Annotated in this window: 14 protein-coding genes; 8 read left to right on the top strand and 6 right to left on the bottom strand. The window is 73.5% G+C overall.

Annotated elements, in window-relative coordinates; genetic code table 11:
- Window positions 1–70: 70 nt before the first annotated feature.
- On the top strand, window positions 71–1,090 hold the full coding sequence (locus ACQ1X7_RS03515) for a transglycosylase SLT domain-containing protein (RefSeq protein ID WP_432476764.1): 1,020 nt from the start codon (window positions 71–73) through the stop codon (window positions 1,088–1,090).
- Window positions 1,091–1,096: 6 nt separating this feature from the next.
- Here ACQ1X7_RS03515 and ACQ1X7_RS03510 read toward each other — a convergent pair whose 3' ends face one another.
- Window positions 1,097–1,891, bottom strand: a complete 795-nt coding sequence (locus ACQ1X7_RS03510; RefSeq protein ID WP_432476763.1) for a 3'(2'),5'-bisphosphate nucleotidase CysQ — start codon at window positions 1,889–1,891, stop codon at window positions 1,097–1,099.
- Window positions 1,892–1,972: 81 nt separating this feature from the next.
- Here ACQ1X7_RS03510 and pth point away from each other — a divergent pair, with 81 nt between their 5' ends.
- A complete protein-coding gene (gene pth / locus ACQ1X7_RS03505; RefSeq protein ID WP_432476762.1) occupies window positions 1,973–2,575 on the top strand; it encodes an aminoacyl-tRNA hydrolase in 603 nt (200 codons plus the stop codon).
- Here pth and ACQ1X7_RS03500 read toward each other — a convergent pair.
- Window positions 2,565–2,990 carry a hypothetical protein gene (locus ACQ1X7_RS03500; RefSeq protein ID WP_432476761.1) on the bottom strand — a complete coding sequence of 142 codons (426 nt, stop codon included), beginning with the start codon at window positions 2,988–2,990 and terminating at the stop codon, window positions 2,565–2,567. The genes pth and ACQ1X7_RS03500 overlap by 11 nt on opposite strands.
- Window positions 2,991–3,388: 398 nt before the next feature.
- Between ACQ1X7_RS03500 and ACQ1X7_RS03495 the strand changes: the two genes are divergently transcribed.
- From ACQ1X7_RS03495 to ACQ1X7_RS03485, 3 genes are all read left to right on the top strand, one after another.
- Complete coding sequence (locus tag ACQ1X7_RS03495; protein WP_432476760.1) at window positions 3,389–4,789, top strand: ATP-binding protein; 1,401 nt, start codon at window positions 3,389–3,391, stop codon at window positions 4,787–4,789.
- A complete protein-coding gene (locus tag ACQ1X7_RS03490; RefSeq protein WP_432476759.1) occupies window positions 4,761–5,447 on the top strand; it encodes a LuxR C-terminal-related transcriptional regulator in 687 nt (228 codons plus the stop codon). The genes ACQ1X7_RS03495 and ACQ1X7_RS03490 overlap by 29 nt, the downstream gene beginning before the upstream one ends.
- A 273-nt stretch (window positions 5,448–5,720) precedes the next feature.
- On the top strand, window positions 5,721–7,025 hold the full coding sequence (locus ACQ1X7_RS03485; protein ID WP_432476758.1) for an exopolysaccharide biosynthesis polyprenyl glycosylphosphotransferase: 1,305 nt from the start codon (window positions 5,721–5,723) through the stop codon (window positions 7,023–7,025).
- A gap of 23 nt (window positions 7,026–7,048) precedes the next feature.
- On the opposite strand, the gene ACQ1X7_RS03480 is transcribed toward ACQ1X7_RS03485, so the two are convergent.
- Complete coding sequence (locus ACQ1X7_RS03480) at window positions 7,049–8,425, bottom strand: hypothetical protein (RefSeq protein WP_432476757.1); 1,377 nt, start codon at window positions 8,423–8,425, stop codon at window positions 7,049–7,051.
- A gap of 7 nt (window positions 8,426–8,432) precedes the next feature.
- On the bottom strand, window positions 8,433–9,746 hold the full coding sequence (locus ACQ1X7_RS03475; protein ID WP_432476756.1) for a lipopolysaccharide biosynthesis protein: 1,314 nt from the start codon (window positions 9,744–9,746) through the stop codon (window positions 8,433–8,435).
- Window positions 9,747–9,832: 86 nt separating this feature from the next.
- On the opposite strand from ACQ1X7_RS03475, the gene ACQ1X7_RS03470 reads away from it, so the two are divergent.
- The gene (locus ACQ1X7_RS03470) at window positions 9,833–11,467 is read left to right on the top strand and encodes a polysaccharide biosynthesis tyrosine autokinase (protein WP_432476755.1); all 1,635 of its coding nucleotides are present in this window, start codon (window positions 9,833–9,835) and stop codon (window positions 11,465–11,467) included.
- Here ACQ1X7_RS03470 and ACQ1X7_RS03465 read toward each other — a convergent pair.
- Both ACQ1X7_RS03465 and ACQ1X7_RS03460 read right to left on the bottom strand, forming a co-directional pair.
- Window positions 11,447–12,055, bottom strand: a complete 609-nt coding sequence (locus ACQ1X7_RS03465; protein WP_432476754.1) for a hypothetical protein — start codon at window positions 12,053–12,055, stop codon at window positions 11,447–11,449. The two genes, ACQ1X7_RS03470 and ACQ1X7_RS03465, sit on opposite strands and share 21 nt — an antisense overlap.
- Window position 12,056: 1 nt before the next feature.
- On the bottom strand, window positions 12,057–12,770 hold the full coding sequence (locus tag ACQ1X7_RS03460) for a hypothetical protein (RefSeq protein ID WP_432476753.1): 714 nt from the start codon (window positions 12,768–12,770) through the stop codon (window positions 12,057–12,059).
- 344 nt (window positions 12,771–13,114) lie between these two features.
- Here ACQ1X7_RS03460 and ACQ1X7_RS03455 point away from each other — a divergent pair, with 344 nt between their 5' ends.
- Together ACQ1X7_RS03455 and ACQ1X7_RS03450 are read left to right on the top strand one after the other, a co-directional pair.
- Window positions 13,115–14,365 carry a hypothetical protein gene (locus ACQ1X7_RS03455; protein ID WP_432476752.1) on the top strand — a complete coding sequence of 417 codons (1,251 nt, stop codon included), beginning with the start codon at window positions 13,115–13,117 and terminating at the stop codon, window positions 14,363–14,365.
- Window positions 14,366–14,485: 120 nt separating this feature from the next.
- Complete coding sequence (locus tag ACQ1X7_RS03450; RefSeq protein ID WP_432476751.1) at window positions 14,486–15,427, top strand: sulfotransferase family protein; 942 nt, start codon at window positions 14,486–14,488, stop codon at window positions 15,425–15,427.
- Window position 15,428 lies beyond the last annotated feature (1 nt).

Genomic DNA, 15,428 nt, shown 5'->3' with positions numbered 1-15,428 from the left:
CCCGCGGACGTGGAGGGGGTGTCACCCCCGTCGGGCCGGGGGGTTTCGGGGGCGAGTCTACGGTGGCGGGATGACGCGTGGAGCGCTGGCCGCCTCAGGGCTGCTGCTGGTGCTGGCCGGGTGCAGCGAGGCGCCGCCGGCACCGGACGACCCGCGTCCCGCGACGTCCGGCGACGGCGCAGAGTCCCCCTCCGCCGACCGGTCGGCCTCGGCCGGATCGGCCTCCGGCGGGGGTCGTCCCGACGGGTCCGCGGTCGGATCCCGGAAGCCCGACCCGCTGGCGGCCGCCCTCGACGGACGCCCCGGTGCGCCGGGCTCCCCGCGTGAGGCCGCGGCGCAGATCGAGGCGGCGGCGCGCGCCGTCGCCGACCCCGGCACCGTCCCGGCCCGGCTCGCGGCCGCCGGCCACGCCCAGCAGCTGGCCTACCGCGCGGTGGCCGACCGCCCGGGCTGGGACCGTCGGGTCGCGGCGCTGCTCCCCGCGACGCTGCGCCGCGAGACCCGCGCCAACGTCACAGCACGGCGGGCCTTCCGCTCCATGCACCCGACCCGTGACGCCGACCTGGCCACCGAGCTGCCCGCGTGGCGGATCGTGGAGCCCCGGCCGGCAGCCGAGCTGCGCCGCTACTACCAGGAGGCCGAGCGCCGCTACGGCGTCGACTGGGAGTACCTCGCCGCGATCAACCTCGTCGAGACCGGCTTCGGGCGCATCGACGGCACCTCGGTCGCCGGGGCGCAGGGACCGATGCAGTTCATCCCCACCACGTGGGACATCTACGGGCAGGGCGGCGACGTCCACGACCCGCACGACGCGATCCTGGCCGCGGGCCGGCTGCTCCGCGCCAACGGCTTCGCCCGCGACCCGTCTGGCGCGCTCTACCGCTACAACAACTCCTCGGCGTACGTCCGCGGCGTGAGCCTCTACGCCGAGGTGATGCAGCGACGGCCGCGGACCTACCTCGCCTACCACCAGTGGCCGATCTACTACCTGACCCGCGCCGGCAGCATCTGGTTGCCGGAGGGCTACTCCGAGCGACGCCCGGTGCCGGTACGACGCTGGCTCGAGCGCGAGGGTCGTCCGGCCGGGTGACCGCCGTCAGGCGGTGCCGTGGCGCACCACGAAGTCGATGATGGTGTCGGCGAGCTCGGGGCGGCACACGATCAGGTCGGGCAGCGAGGTGTCGTCCTCGTTGTAGACCAGGGGCGACCCGTCCACCCGCGAGCAGTGGAGCCCGGCCGCGCGGGCGACGGCCACGGGAGCGGCGTTGTCCCACTGGTACTGGCCACCGGCGTGCACGTAGGCGTCGGCGACGTCGCGCACCACGCTCATCACCTTCACGCCGGCCGAGCCCATCGGCACCAGCTCGGCGTCGATCTCGCCGGCCAACGCCTCGACGAACGCCGGCGGCCGGGTGCGGGACACCGCGATCCGCGGCCTGGACGACGTCGGCGGCGCGACCACGGGCGGCGTCCCGGTGTGGAAGGTCTCGCCGAGCGCCGGCTGCGCGACGGCTCCGGCGGTCAGCTCGCCGTGCTCGCCACCGTCCCGCTCCCACAGGGCGACGTGGACGGCCCAGTCGTCACGGGGCGGCTCGGAGAACTCGCGGGTCCCGTCGAGGGGGTCGATGATCCACACCCGGTCGGCGTCGAGCCGTGCCTTGTCGTCGCTCGCCTCCTCGCTGAGCACGCTGTCGGCGGGGCGATGCTCGGCGAGCAGCCGGGCGAGCAGCTCCTGGGCGGCGGCGTCCCCGGCGTCCTTCAGCTCCCTGCCCTCGAGGCCCTGGCCCCGGACCTCGAGCAGCCGGGCCCCGGCCTGCTCGGCCGCCCAGGCCGCGAAGGCGTGGTCGTCACGGGTCGCGCTGTCGGCCGTCTCGGGGTTCGCATCGCTCACTCCACCACCTTCTCACGCGTCCCGCACCCGGATCGTCGGCCCTGGCTACCTCACGGAGCCGAGCCTTGGGAGGATGCGCCCATGGCGGTGCAGACCCCGGGAGACGACCACGGACCCTGGCTCGTGGTCGGCCTCGGCAACCCCGGACCCCGGTACGCCGACCACCGCCACAACGTGGGCTACCGGGTGGCCGACGTGCTGGCCGAGCGGATGGGGTCGCGGTTCCGGTCCCACAAGTCCGGGCGTGCCGACGTGGTCGAGGGGAGGCTCGCGGTGCCCGGACCGCGCGTGGTGCTGGCCCGACCGCGCTGCTACATGAACGAGAGCGGCGGGCCGGTCAAGGCACTGCTCGCGTTCTACGGGATCGCCCCCGACCACCTCGTGGCGGTCCACGACGAGCTGGACATCGGCTTCGGCACGCTTCGGATCAAGTTCGGGGGCGGGGACAACGGGCACAACGGCCTGCGCTCGCTGCGCTCCTCCCTCGGGACGGGCGACTTCTACCGCGTACGTCTGGGCATCGGACGGCCGCCGGGCCGGACCGAGGTCTCGGACTTCGTCCTGTCGCGGTACTCCGCTGCGGAGACGTCGCTGCTGCCGGTGCAGGTGGTGGACGCCGCGGACGCGGTCGTCTCGCTGCTCACCGACGGCCTGGAGAGGACCCAGCAGCGCTTCAACACCTGACGACGCGCTCGCTGCCGCGCAGCAGCACGACGAGGGCAGCCTCGACCTCGTCGAGGGACGTGGTGGAGGGCAGGATGGCGGTGTCCGCGCCGCTCCGGAGGAGGGCATCCCAGACCGGACCCGGCGGCGCAGCGGTCAGCACCAGCCACGGCACCCCCTGGTGCTGCACCAGGTCGCACGCCCAGCGCACCGCTGCCTCGCCGTCGAGGTCGTCGATCAGCACGGCCACGTCTCCGGGGCGCAGGTCGGCGCCCACCCCTGCGCGGCGGCCGGCGCGTGCCGCGGTCAGCCCGCGGCTGGCCAGCCCGATCGTCACGGTGTGGGCGACGAGGTCGAACCGGGAGAAGACCTGCACCGTCCCGACCTCGCGCAGGCTCTCGTCGACCGCCGTGGCAGACCTTCCGCCGACGCGCATCGCACCCCCTCTCCGCACGGCTCCGCTCCGGCTCGGGGAGCCGAGGGGCCGCTGCCCACTGTGCCCGACTCCGTATTCGTTCCGGGTGAACGGGAGGGAAAGGTGCACGCAATTGGGGATGTCCTCGGCGTGTCTAGCCCGCCTCTTGCCCCAATTTGGGGTATGTGGCGATACTCGCGGTCAGGACACAATGTGTCCTTCGCCATGGTCCGGCCCGTGGCCTCGGGGCCGGGAGTGGGGCCATGGGCAGGAGTCGCGAGGGGTGGCTCCGGGGGGAATTGCGTCGGGGGGCGCGTCCGGGGGGACGCGTGCGTCGGCCGGGCCTGTGGGGGCGATGGCGCGTGCGGAAAAGTGGTTCGTGGGGCAGGTCCAGCCGCGCGCTCACGCTCGTCGGATCGGTGCTGCTGGTCGCGCTCGTGTTGGCGCTGGTAGTGGCACCCGAGGGTCGAAGCCTGGCCTCGGCCGCCACGCTCACCCGCTCCGTGGGCGGCGTCCTCACCTTGCTCGGGGCCCTGGTCCTCTACATGTGGTGGCGCGACGCCGACCGGCCGGAGCCGGCGTGGCTGATCGCGGCTCCCGCCTACCTCGCGGCCCAGTCCATCGTGACCGTCGCGATGAGGGTCTCCGACCACCCGGACGTCGTGGCGCGCCCGGGCTGGCTCGGGCTCACCCAGCTGGTCGCCGCGCTGGTCCTGGTCGGCATGGTGGCCGCGGCCCACCGGGTCCCGCTCCGCGCCGACCCCCTGGTGCTCGGGCTGTCGACCGCTGGTCTCGCGGTGGCGCTCCAGCTCGCCCTGATGTGGGGCATGGGTCCGCTCGGGCTGCCGACGTGGGCACTGGGGCTCGTGGCCGCCGCGGTGGCGTCGACCTATCTGGTGTCGGCCCTCGTGGCCGTTCAGCTGGAGACCCTGCCGCACTGGGCCCGACTCACCGTCGGCGGCGTCGCCTTCCTGCTCGCGATCGGGGTCGTCGGCAGCGCTCCCGTCAGCGACTCCGACCTGGTGGCCCTGGTGGCAGGATGCGCGCACCTGGCCGCCGGCCTGATCGTGGTCATGATCGCCTCCGCGCTGCTGCACCGGGAGCTGCGCCGCACGCGCCGCCACGTCGGCTCGCTCACCCGCCGCCTGGAGAAGGTCGAGCACGCCGGTCGCGACGATCGAGCCCGGCTGCACGAGGTGCGCGCCACCCTCGCCGGCATCAGCACGGCGTCCCAGCTGCTGCACGACCTCGACGGCGAGCTCGACGAGGCCACCCGGGTCCGGTTGCAGCGCACGGTGCGCTCCGAGATGGCCAGGATGCAGCGCCTGATGGAGGACCGGTCGGTGTCCGACCCGGCCGACGTTGACCTCGACGAGACCCTCGACCCGGTGCTGGAGGCACACCGGGCGCGCGGGCACGACGTCCGGTGGCACGCCTCCGGACAGTGTGTGCACGCCCGCCCGGACGACGTGGCCGAGGCCGTCAACATCCTGCTCGAGAACGCCGCCAAGCACGCCCGGGGCCAGGTCAGCCACCTCGGCGTCGCGCGGGACGGTGACGACGTACTGATCTCGGTCACCGACACCGGGCCCGGCATCCCTGCCCGGCTGCGCCACCAGATCTTCGACTGGGGGGTCAGCGGCGACGCGTCCACCGGTCAGGGCATCGGCCTGTACGTCGCTCGACGGCTGGTGTCCGAGCAAGGCGGGTCGCTCACCGTGACTGCGCCCCCGGGAAACGGCACGACCTTCACGATCCGACTTCCAGCGGCCCACGCGCCAGAGGAGAACCATGACCGGCACCCCCGCACCGCGCCCTAACCGCGGCGTCATCATCATCGAGGACCACGCGCTGTTCGCCGAGTCCCTCGAGCTGACGCTCTCCCACCAGGGGTACGCCGTCCGTCGGCTCCCGCTCCCGGAGGAGGGCGGGTCCCTCGCGACGGTCCGCGCAACCGCGCTGCGCGCCAACCCGCGGATCGCGTTGCTGGACCTGGACCTGGGCCGCTTCGGCGACGGCGCTGCGCTCATCGAGCCGCTGTCCCGGGCCGGCGCCAACGTCGTGGTGATCACGGCCTCCGGGGACCTCGGGCGGTGGGGCGGGTGCATCCGGCTCGGCGCCCGCAAGGTGATCTCGAAGTCACGGCCCCTGCGGGAGACCCTCGCCACCGTGCGCAGGCTCGACCAGGGACTTCCGGTGATGACCTCCGAGGAGGTGTCGACGCTGGTGCAGCACTGGCGGCGGCACCGCGAGGAGATCGAGGCCAAGCGCGAGCTGCTCGCACGGCTGACCCCGCGCGAGCGCGCCGTCCTGGGTCAGATGCAGCAGGGGCGCACCGTCCGGGAGATCGCTCGCGACAGTGTCGTGTCCGAGGCGACGGTCCGGACCCAGGTGAAGTCGATCCTGGGCAAGTTCGAGGTCTCCTCGCAGCTCGCCGCGGTCGGCCTGGCGAACCAGGTGGCCCAGGCCTCCTCCTGAGGTGGCCGTGGGGCGACCCGCGCGCGAACGGCACGTGACGCCTGTTTGACCCAAATGCGGCATGCGGCCCGGCTCGACCCGTTCCTAGGCTTCCTGTAGCGATGACGTAGGCGCGGGGGGGATTGCCAGATGACATTGTCTGCGCCCGCTGTCGGTGAGCTCGTCGTCGACCCGCGGGATACCCCCCAGCCCCGGGTCACGGACGACACCCGCAGCGGCCACATCAGCACGGCACGAGGGGTGCCGGGGCTTCGAGCCGGCCGACTGGCCACCGTGACGCTCGACGTGGTGTGTGCCGTTGCCGGCCTCGTGGTCGTCCAGCTGCTGGGGGTGGCCCTGAGCCCGGTGGTCATGCTCGCGCTGGTCCTCGCCTGGCCCGCTGTCCTGGCGGCGTCGGGCTGCTACCGCGACGGGCCGTTCGGCAGTGACCTGCACGCCCGACGTCAGCGGGTCCTGCGCAGCGGGGCCCTCCTCGGGCTGACCCTGTGGGTCGGCCACGCGCTCCTGGTCCCCGGACTGGCACCGGCCGAGCTGGTGCCGGCCACGGTCGCGCTCACACTCGGTGGTCTCGTGTCCGCCACGGCGCAGGTCAAGGTGCGGGCACCGCGGGTCGTCATCGTGGGCCACCCGTCCGAGGTCGAGGACGCGATCGCCGAGCTGCAACGTTCCGAGCGGCCGGTCCACCTGGCCGCTGTATGCCTGACCGAGCACGCGGACACCTTCGCCGACCTTCCGGTCCACGTCGGTGTCGAGCGGGCGGCCGGCCTGGCCGCCGAGTACGCCGCCGACAGCCTGCTCGTGCTACCGGGTCCCGACCTCACCGCCGTACAGCTGCGCCGCCTCCAGTGGCAGGCCGCCCAGACCCGCACCACCTTCTACCTCGGCACCGGTCTCCTCGACGTGGCGCCCGTCCGGCTCACGGGCGTGCAGTCCGGCGGTCTGGGCGCGCTGCAGGTGCGCCCGGCGCCGGCCGGTGGCCCCCGGCGCCTGCTCAAGGACGTGACCGAGCGCATCGTCGCCGCGACCGCCCTGCTCGTGCTGCTCCCGGTCCTGCTGACCGTGGCCGTGGCGGTACGCCGCGACACGTCCGGTCCGGCGATCTTCCGGCAGCAGCGCGTGGGTCGCGGCGGTCGGGCCTTCACGATGTACAAGTTCCGCACGATGACCACCTCGGCGCCCGATGACACCGCCGTCCTCGAGGGCCACAACGACTCCGACGGGTGCCTGTTCAAGCTCCGCGACGACCCGCGCATCACCCGCGTGGGCCACGTGCTGCGGCGCTACTCCGTGGACGAGCTCCCGCAGCTGTGGAACGTGGTCGCCGGCCAGATGTCCCTCGTGGGTCCCCGGCCGGCCCTGCCGACCGAGGTGGAGCGCTACGACGACGACCCGCGCCGGAGGCTGGCCGTGAAGCCGGGGTTGACCGGCCTGTGGCAGGTCTCGGGTCGGTCGGACCTCTCGTGGGAGGAGTCGGTCCGGCTCGACCTGCAGTACGTCGACAACTGGTCGCTCGGGCTCGACGTCTCGATCCTGCGCCGGACCGTCGGCGCGGTCCTGGGCCACCGCGGCGCCTACTGAGCCCGGATCGACCGGGCTCGACCTCACGGTGGGGCGGCTGGCACCCCGCCCTGCGCCGAGGCGGGCCTGCTCGACGGCCCGGCGCGGGTGCGGATCCGGGGAGCGAGGTAGTACGACAGCAGCCACATCGGTCCGAGCCAGATGACGAACTTCATCAGCACCTGGTTGTCCCAGCCCAGGGGCAGCACGAACACGGCCGTGATCACGGCGACCCCGCTGTTGAACCCGGTCCGGGGCTTCCGGCGCTGGGCCGCGGCGAGCATGCCGATGACCAGGCCGGAGATCAGGCCCCCCAGGGGCAGCCCCCACCAGCCGAAGTTCAGGTACCACACGCCCGCGGAGCCCATCGGCCAGCCGTTGAGCTTCCGCGGCTCGTAGACCTGCCGGAACCACTTGCCGGGCGGGATGGCCTCGGGCTTGTCACGCCAGATCACCCGCGGGACCACGCCCACGGCGCCGTTGTAGAAGTCCTCCCCCCGACGGAGCGGGTAGCGGGAGGGCCAGTCCCGGAAGGACAGCATCGCGGCGTCGAAGTAGATCGAGTTGGTGCCCACGGAGGCCTGTCGCCACGCGCTGGACGCGGCGTAGTTCTCCTGCACCTCGCCGTGGCTGAGGGTGTCCCGGGCGAGCCGCAGGCCGCTGGCCGCGACGATGACCAGGACCACCGCCACCAGGAGCCTGACCAGGACCCGCTCCCGGGGTGCGTGCGGCCTGCGCTGCCGGTTCGACTGGAGCCCGAGGACCAGGGTGGCGGCGACGACGATCAGCACGCCCCGGCTGCCCCACATGAACACGAAGAAGGCGTTGGCGAAGGCGCACACCAGGGTGCCCCAGGTGAGCAAACGCGACGGGGCGCCCTGCCGGCGCATGTCGATGAACGTCGTCACCGCCACGATCGCCCCGATGCCGGAGACCGACCGCAGTGCGTAGAGACCGGCGAGGGCCTTGTCGTACTTGCTCGCCACGATCACGCCGCCGAACCCGCCGTACCGCGCCATCAGGTACGCCGAGACCAGCGCACTGATCCCGGTGAGCACGAGGGTCACCGTGAGCGCGCGCCGCAGGTCGGTCTCGCGGTCGGTCATGAACGGCGCCCAGCCGCGGGTCCCCGAGCGGGTCACGGCCGCGATCCCGACGACCGCTGCGAAGACGTAGAGGGTCAGGGCGAGGAGGGTCCGGGTCAGGAGGTGGGGCAGCTCCTCGGGGAAGAACAGCTCCGTGGGGTAGGGCACGTCAAGGCCCAGGATGAACAGCAGCGGACGGAAGCCGTAGAAGAGGCAGAACACGAGGACGAACAACAGCACCAGGTCGGTCGGCCCGCGGGAGAACCACACCGCGCACGTGACGAGGAGGCTGAAGTAGAGGATCGCGGCCAGGACGATGGCCAGTGTGAGCTCCATGTCCCCCCTAGCCCGGTGTCCTGCGCAGGAGCGAGAGCTCAGGACGAAGCGTCACGTGCGTGGCGACCCCGACGGCCCGTCGCGTCCGCCACCACATCACTGTGAACACAAATGCCGAGACGATCAAGGCCGAGACCGTCAGACCGGGCAGACCGAACGTCAGCGCGGCCGGGACGCCGACCACCCACCGCAGGACGGCGCCCTGCCACTGGACCTTGGCCGCGACGTCCTCGCGCCCCAGCATCGACAGGGTGGTGCCCGCCATCCCGGTCGCCACGTTGCCCAGCGAGCCCAGGGACACCAGCACCAGGACCGGAACGGCCGCGGAGAAGCCCGGCCCGTAGACCAGCTCGATCACCGGGCCGGGGGCCACGAAGAGGGGCAGCGCCAGCGTCACCGAGAGCGCCGTGGCGACGGTCGCTCCCGTGCGCAGCAGCCGTTCCAGGGAGTTGTCGTCGAGGTGGGCAGCCGCGGCCCGGGCGACGACGGGCGCGAGGACCACCTGCAGCGCCGTCAGGGGCAGCACGAGGAGCAGCGCCAGCCGCTGGCCGGCGGAGAACATGGAGGTGTCCACCGGGGTGAGCAGGAGGCCCGCGATCCAGATCTCCGTGCTGAGGTTGAGGAACGTCGCCACCTGGGCGCTGAGGAAACGCCAGTCTCGCCGGACGGTCAGCCGCAGGTCGCGCCACAGCCGTGGCTCGGGTCCGGACAGGCCGCGCCACCGGCGCCGGACCACGGCCCGCGCCGAGACCACCGGGACGACGAACCCGACGGCGACGGCGAGCAGCGCGCCGGCCAGTCCCCACTGCGGAGCGGCCCACCAGGCGACGAACACGCAGGCCGCCTGGAGCCCGGCCACGAGGGCCCCACCGGAGCGGCCCTCCAGCATGCTCGCGAACCTGACGTGCCCCAGGCCGCGGACGTAGTTGGCCCACAGCTGCTGCTGCCCGCCGAGGACGACCAGCAGCAGCAGGGCCACCGCGAGGGCGACCCGGGTCGGGGTGCCGGCGTCGTCGGCGGCGAACCACACGCCGGCCGCCCCGGCGAGGGCCGCGAGGGGCAGCGTCGTGAGGCTCACGGCGCGGACCCCGTTGCGGAGCACGGCCATCGCCTCCGGGTCGTCGACGTCCCGCAGCCGCGCCACCTCGCGCAGTCCGGAGCGGTGCGACCCCACGAGGCCGAGCTGGCTCAAGAGCCCCGCTGCGGCGAGCGTCCCGATGAAGAAGCCGAAGTCGTCGGGCCCCAGCCAGCGACCCGCGGCCGCGTTCACCCCGAGGAAGCCGAGCACGGCGCCGGCGTACGAGGCGGCGAACCACACCATCGCCCCACTTACGGGCGTTCCCCCACGCGATCGGCTCACTCCGCCTAGACTGCACCAAACGGGGGGATCCTGGGGGCGGTTCGCTGATGACCGAAGACGTTGCTGTCGCACCAGACCGACTGGGTCTGCGCGACTACGCGCGCGTGCTGCGAAGGCGCTGGCGCTCCCTCACGCTCGTGGTGGTGGTGTGCGTCGGGCTGGCGCTGGCCTACTCGCTCGCCGCGACCCCGCTCTACATCGCCTCCTCCGACGTGCTGCTCGAGCCCACCGCAGCCGAGATGGAGGCGGCCACCGGGGCCACCATCGACGCCGAGGAGGTGGCGACCCAGACCGAGGTCGTCACCTCGTTGCCCGTGGCCCGCCTGGTGCAGCAGCGCCTCGGCATGTCCTCCACGCCCGACCTGTCCGAGGTCGTGACGGTGCAGGCGGTCGGGACCAGCCGGATCCTGCGGATCACCGCGCAGGACGCCGATCCCGAGCGCGCGGCGGAGACCGCCAACCTCGTGGCGACGTCGTACCTGCAGTTCCGCGAGCAGGACTCCGTCGGCAGCTACGACCAGGCCCGCGACCGGCTCGCCGAGGAGCAGGCCGAGATCGAGGCACGGCTCGCCGAGGTCAACACGTTGCTCGCACAAGGCTCCGGTCAACAGCTCGAGCTGCAGCTGGAGAAGCGCACCCTGCTCAACAGCCTCACCCAGATCGACACCCAGACCACGGCGCTCACCGAGTCGCTCACCACCGCGGCGTCCGGGGGACGGCTGCTGCGCACCGCCGAGGTGCCCGACGACCCGATCTCGCCGCAGACCCTGCTCAACCTGATCCTCGGCACGCTCGTCGGCCTGGTGCTGGGCGTCGGGGCAGCCCTCCTCCGTGACCGGCTCGACGACGTCGTCCACGAGGAGACGGCCGTGCGCCAGGCCCTCGACGCCGTCGTCCTCGGCCGGGTCCCCCAGTGGCCCGAGCGGGCCTACCGCGACCGGCTGGTCACCCTGCTCGACCCCCAGTCGCCGGCGAGCGAGGAGTACCAGCGGCTCGGCGTCAACATGCGCTTCATGCTCGCCACCCTCACCAAGGACGACGGAGCGCTCGTGCTCCTCACGTCGGGGCAGGAGGGTGAGGGCAAGACCGTCACCAGCTGCAACCTGGCGGTCGCCGCGGCCCGGCTGGGGCTGAACGTGGTCCTGGTCGACGGCGACCTCCGCCGCGCGTCGTGCGCACTCCGCTTCGGACTCGGTGATCCTCCGGGACTCTCCGACCTGCTGATCGAGCAGGGCGCGGAGGCGTCCCGCTACCTCGTCGACGTCGGGGTGGAGAACCTGTCCTTCCTCCCCGCCGGTACGTCGGCACCCGACCCGGTCGCCCTGCTGAGCTCGCCGCGGATGGAGCTCCTGCTCCGCGAGCTCACCGCCAGGGCCGACCTGGTCGTGATCGACAGTCCGCCCCTCCTGACGGGAGCCGACACCCTCGAGCTCGCCACCCACAGCGACATGGTCATCGTGGTGACCCGCGAGCGGGTCTCCCGACGCCGTCAGCTGGTGGCGGTCAGGGAGTCCTTGCGGCACGTCACCGTGCGCTCCGTGGGGCTGGTCTACAACGGGATCGGCGACTCCACGCGCGGCTACGGCTACCGTCGCCGCGCGCGTCCGGCGCTCGAGCCCGAGCCCGGGCCGGCTCCGTCGGAGGCCCGGACGCCGGAGGCCTCAGGGACCGGTGGGCGCTGAGGGGTCGGTCGTCACCGGCGGGGACGCCGCCACCAGGGCGGCGACCTGTTCGCAGAGGCGACCCAGGTCGTCGACCACGGCCTGCAGGTAGCGCCTGCCCTTGCCGAGGGGGTCCGGCACGTCCTCGGGCGCCGGGGCTGGTGCCACCAGCGGCCGGAGGAGGTGGGCCCGTCGGGCCAGGTCGTCACAGGTCGGCGCGGGAGCGAAGTCGGGGGTGCTGGTCAGCCGGACCAGCTCGACCAGCGTGAAGGTCCGGGGGGTGACGCCCGGTTCGAGCCGGGTGACCCGCGCCCGCTGCCCCTCGGTCATGGTCAGGACGATTGAGGCGCGGGCCGCGAGCTCGGCCGTGACCGCGGCAGGCCGGTGGTGTGTGAGGTCCACCCCTCGCTCCTCCGCGATCCGCGCGACGTCCTCGATCGACACGGCATCCGACCCCGGCTGTACCCCGGCCGACCGGACGCGCACGTGGGCCAGGCCGGCGTCGGTGAGGTGTCGGCGGAGCAGCCCCGCAGCGATCGGGCTCCGGATCAGGTTCGCGCGGCACACCACGAGCAGCGTCTCGCGGGGCGACTGCCGCTTCGTCGCCACGTCAGTCCTCGATCCCACGGGGCGTCGGCATGCACCGGATAGTGCTGTCGACGCCCTCGCTCCCCACGAGCACGAACAGCCCGTCGCTGGTGAACGTGATCGACTCCCCCTGGGGCTGCGACGGCAGGGTGAGCTCCGTGGTGGCTCCGCCGGGCTCGGTCGCGAAGTACGCCTTGCCCTGGTTGCGCAGGGCGACCAGCCGGCCGTCGGGGGAGAAGTCGCCGCCGGTGACGTTGGCCGGCGCCGTCCCCACGCGGCGCAGCTCGTTGACACCCTCGGGGTCGAGCTCCTCGGGAGCCTGGTAGACCCTTCCCTCCTCCTCGTCCTTGGTGACGAGGTAGACGCGGTCGTCCGCCGGGTCCACCAGCAGGGCCTCCGCGTCGTGGGGACCGTCGGGATAGCGCAGGTCGTAGGTCGTGGCGGACAGCGTCGAGCTGACCAGGGTGTCCGGCTCCTCGGCGACGTGCAGCTGGACCGACTCGCGCACCCCGTCGTTGTCGCCCGTGTCGGCCACCCAGATCATCCCGTCGGACGTGGTCGCGATGTCCTCCCAGTCGGTGGCGGCGACGTCGAGCCGCAGCACGGCCCGGGTGCCGCTGCCGTCGACGGCGAAGACCGACGGCGCGCCACCCCGGTCGTTGTGCGTGTAGAGGACCCCGGGATGGACCGTGCTCCGCGCGAGCCCGCTCGACTCGGTGATCCTCGGGTCCTCCATCGTCCACTCCCCCGGGCGGGGACACGTGGCCGGACCGGCGCCGGGGTCGGAGGAGGAAGGCGACGGCGAGGCGTTCAGCGGAAGTCCTTCGGGGGACGACGACGGCGCCAGACCCTGACAGCCCGCGGTCAGGGCCACGAGCAGTGCGAGCACGCTCGCGTCGCGGGTACGCCGCACCAGTTCCCCCATCTCCAGCCCCCCGACCTCGCGCGCTGGAGCCCAGTGGCGAGGGAGCACCGGCAGCAGACCACGGGATTCGTGACCACGTCCGGCGCCCGTCCCCTAGTCTGCCCGTTGAGCCGGGGTGCGACAACGGAACCGGACGTTTGGTGGGGGGTGCATCGATGGCGTCGAGGCCACGTGGGCTGCGTCCCGCGCCGATCGGCGTCCGGGGCGGCTCGCGCCCCGGACCCCCCACGGTGCTGGTCGAGACCGCGGGCGTGGTGTGGGGCAGCGACGCCGTCGCGGTGACGCGCCGTCCGCACGCGCCGGACCGCACCTCGGACTGGATGGTCCTCCCCCGATTCACGACCCCGCGGTGGCTGCTGCCCGCACGAGGGCCGACGACCGCCGCCGCGCTGGTCGGACCCAACGACTCCGGCGTCCGGGGAGCAGCGGCCCGGATCCTCGCGGCTCTCCACCGGACCGGCGCGGCCCACCGCCTGCCCGTACGCCGGCTACGGGTCCCGGACCCTGCCGACGGGTCGCTGGTGTCCGCGCTCGTCCAGATGGTCGGCGCCGACTGCGAGGTCGCCATCCGGTTGGGGAGCTGGGAGCACGCCCGCAGCCTGGTGGTGCGGCTGTTCGACGCGGACGGCGCCACGAGGGCCTTCGGCAAGGTCGGGATCGACGAGCGCGGGCGCTCGTCCGTGACCGCCGAGGCGGCCGCGCTGGCCCGGGTCGCCGAGCTCGACCTGACGCACGTGGTCCACTCCCGGGTGGTCCACCACGAGGCCTGGCGCGACCTCGAGGTGCTGCTGGTCACGCCGCTGCTGCCACCACGCCCGGTCGTCGACGACGGGCCTCCGGTCGCGGCGATGCGAGAGCTGGCGGAGTCGGGAGGGGCCCGCACCTCGACCCTCGCGGGGAGCGCGTGGTGGTCCCGGGTGCTGCTCCAGCTCGACGAGCTCGCCAACCCGACGACGACCGCCGAGCTCCGGTCGCACGTGGATCGGCTCGCACAGGCCTCCGGGCAGCTGCCCGTCCGGCTGGGTCCTGCCCACGGCGACTGGACCCCGTGGAACATGGCGCGCGCCGGGTCACGCGTGCTCCTCTGGGACTGGGAGCACTTCGGCGAGGACGTGCCGGTGGGCTTCGACCTCGTCCACTACCTCGCCCAGGAGCTGCGCGTCGCGAGCGGTACCGGGCCCACGGCGGAGGCCAGGTGGCTGACCCTGGCCGCCGACGGGCTGGAACGGCACGTCGGCCTGGGGCCGGAGGCGCGGGACCTGGTCGTCGCCGCCTACCTCCTGGACGTCAACCTGCGGTTCCTGCTCGACCGTCAGGGCACCCCGCAGGCGGACCAGCAGCGCCGCGGGTGGGGGCGGGACCTGCTCCGCCGGCGGGTGGCTGGTCTAGGCAGCGCCCCGGGCTGAGGTCCTGCTCCCCCATTTCGGTGATGACGGTCCCGCGCGCGCTCGCGAGGCTGGACTCCACACGACAGCCGTGGCGGCCATGCAACGCGTGGTGGGGTGGCGCGACCGTGAGGGGGACGGATGGCCAGTGGCGTGCCCACCTTCGTGGTGGCCGGTGCCGGGCGGGCTGGCACGACCGGCCTCGTGGAGGGGTTGCGAGAGCACCCCGACGTCTTCGTGACCAGCCCCAAGGAACCGCACTACCTGGCCCTGCACGGGAGCCGCCCCGAGTTCCGGGGCCCGGGTGACCAGGAGTCGATCAACCTGGCGGCCGTCACCGACGAGGCGGCGTACCGCGCCCTCTTCCCGACCGACTCGCGCCACCTCGCCCTCGGCGAGGGGTCGGTCTCGACCCTCTACTACCACCAGCGGGCGGTCCCGGAGCTGCTCCGGATCAACCCGGACGCGCGGGTCGTCGTCCTGCTGCGGGACCCCGTCGCGCGCGCCTGGTCCAGCTTCCAGTACCTGCGGGCCCAGGGCCGTGAGCCGGAGTCCGACTTCCTCGCCGCCGTCGCCGACGAGCCCCGCAGGCGCGCGGACCACTGGCACCACCTGTGGCACTACACCGCGATGAGCCGGTACGCCGACGCCCTCGAGACGCTGCGGCAGAGCCTCCGTCCGGGCCACCTCGGCGTGTGGTTCCACGACGACCTGGAGCGGGACTACGCGGCCACGTTCGCGGAGGTGCTCGGGTTCCTGGGCCTGCCGCTGCTCGCGGGTCTCGGTGACGACGTCCCACGGGTGAACGCGTCGGGGACCCCCCGCTACCGGCGCCTGCAGGAGGCGATGTGGCGCGCCCAGGGCCAGGAGGCCCTGCGCCGGGCGGGACGGATGCTGACCACCTGGCGGTTCCGGGAGGCGGTGAAGACCCGGATGCTGCGCCGGGACGCCGTTCCCGACGAGGTGCGGCGGGCCCTCGCCCCCACCTTCGCCGAGGACCTCGCCCGACTCGCCCTCGTGCTGCCGGCGCAGACCGGCCGTCCCGACTGGCTCGCCGCGCCCCGCGGCTCGCGCGTCCCGTGAG

The sequence above is a fragment of the Nocardioides sp. GXQ0305 genome (assembly GCF_050880345.1).
Classification (GTDB): domain Bacteria; phylum Actinomycetota; class Actinomycetes; order Propionibacteriales; family Nocardioidaceae; genus Nocardioides.
Note: the sequence above shows the minus strand (reverse complement) of the source record. Positions and strands in the feature narration are given on the sequence as shown.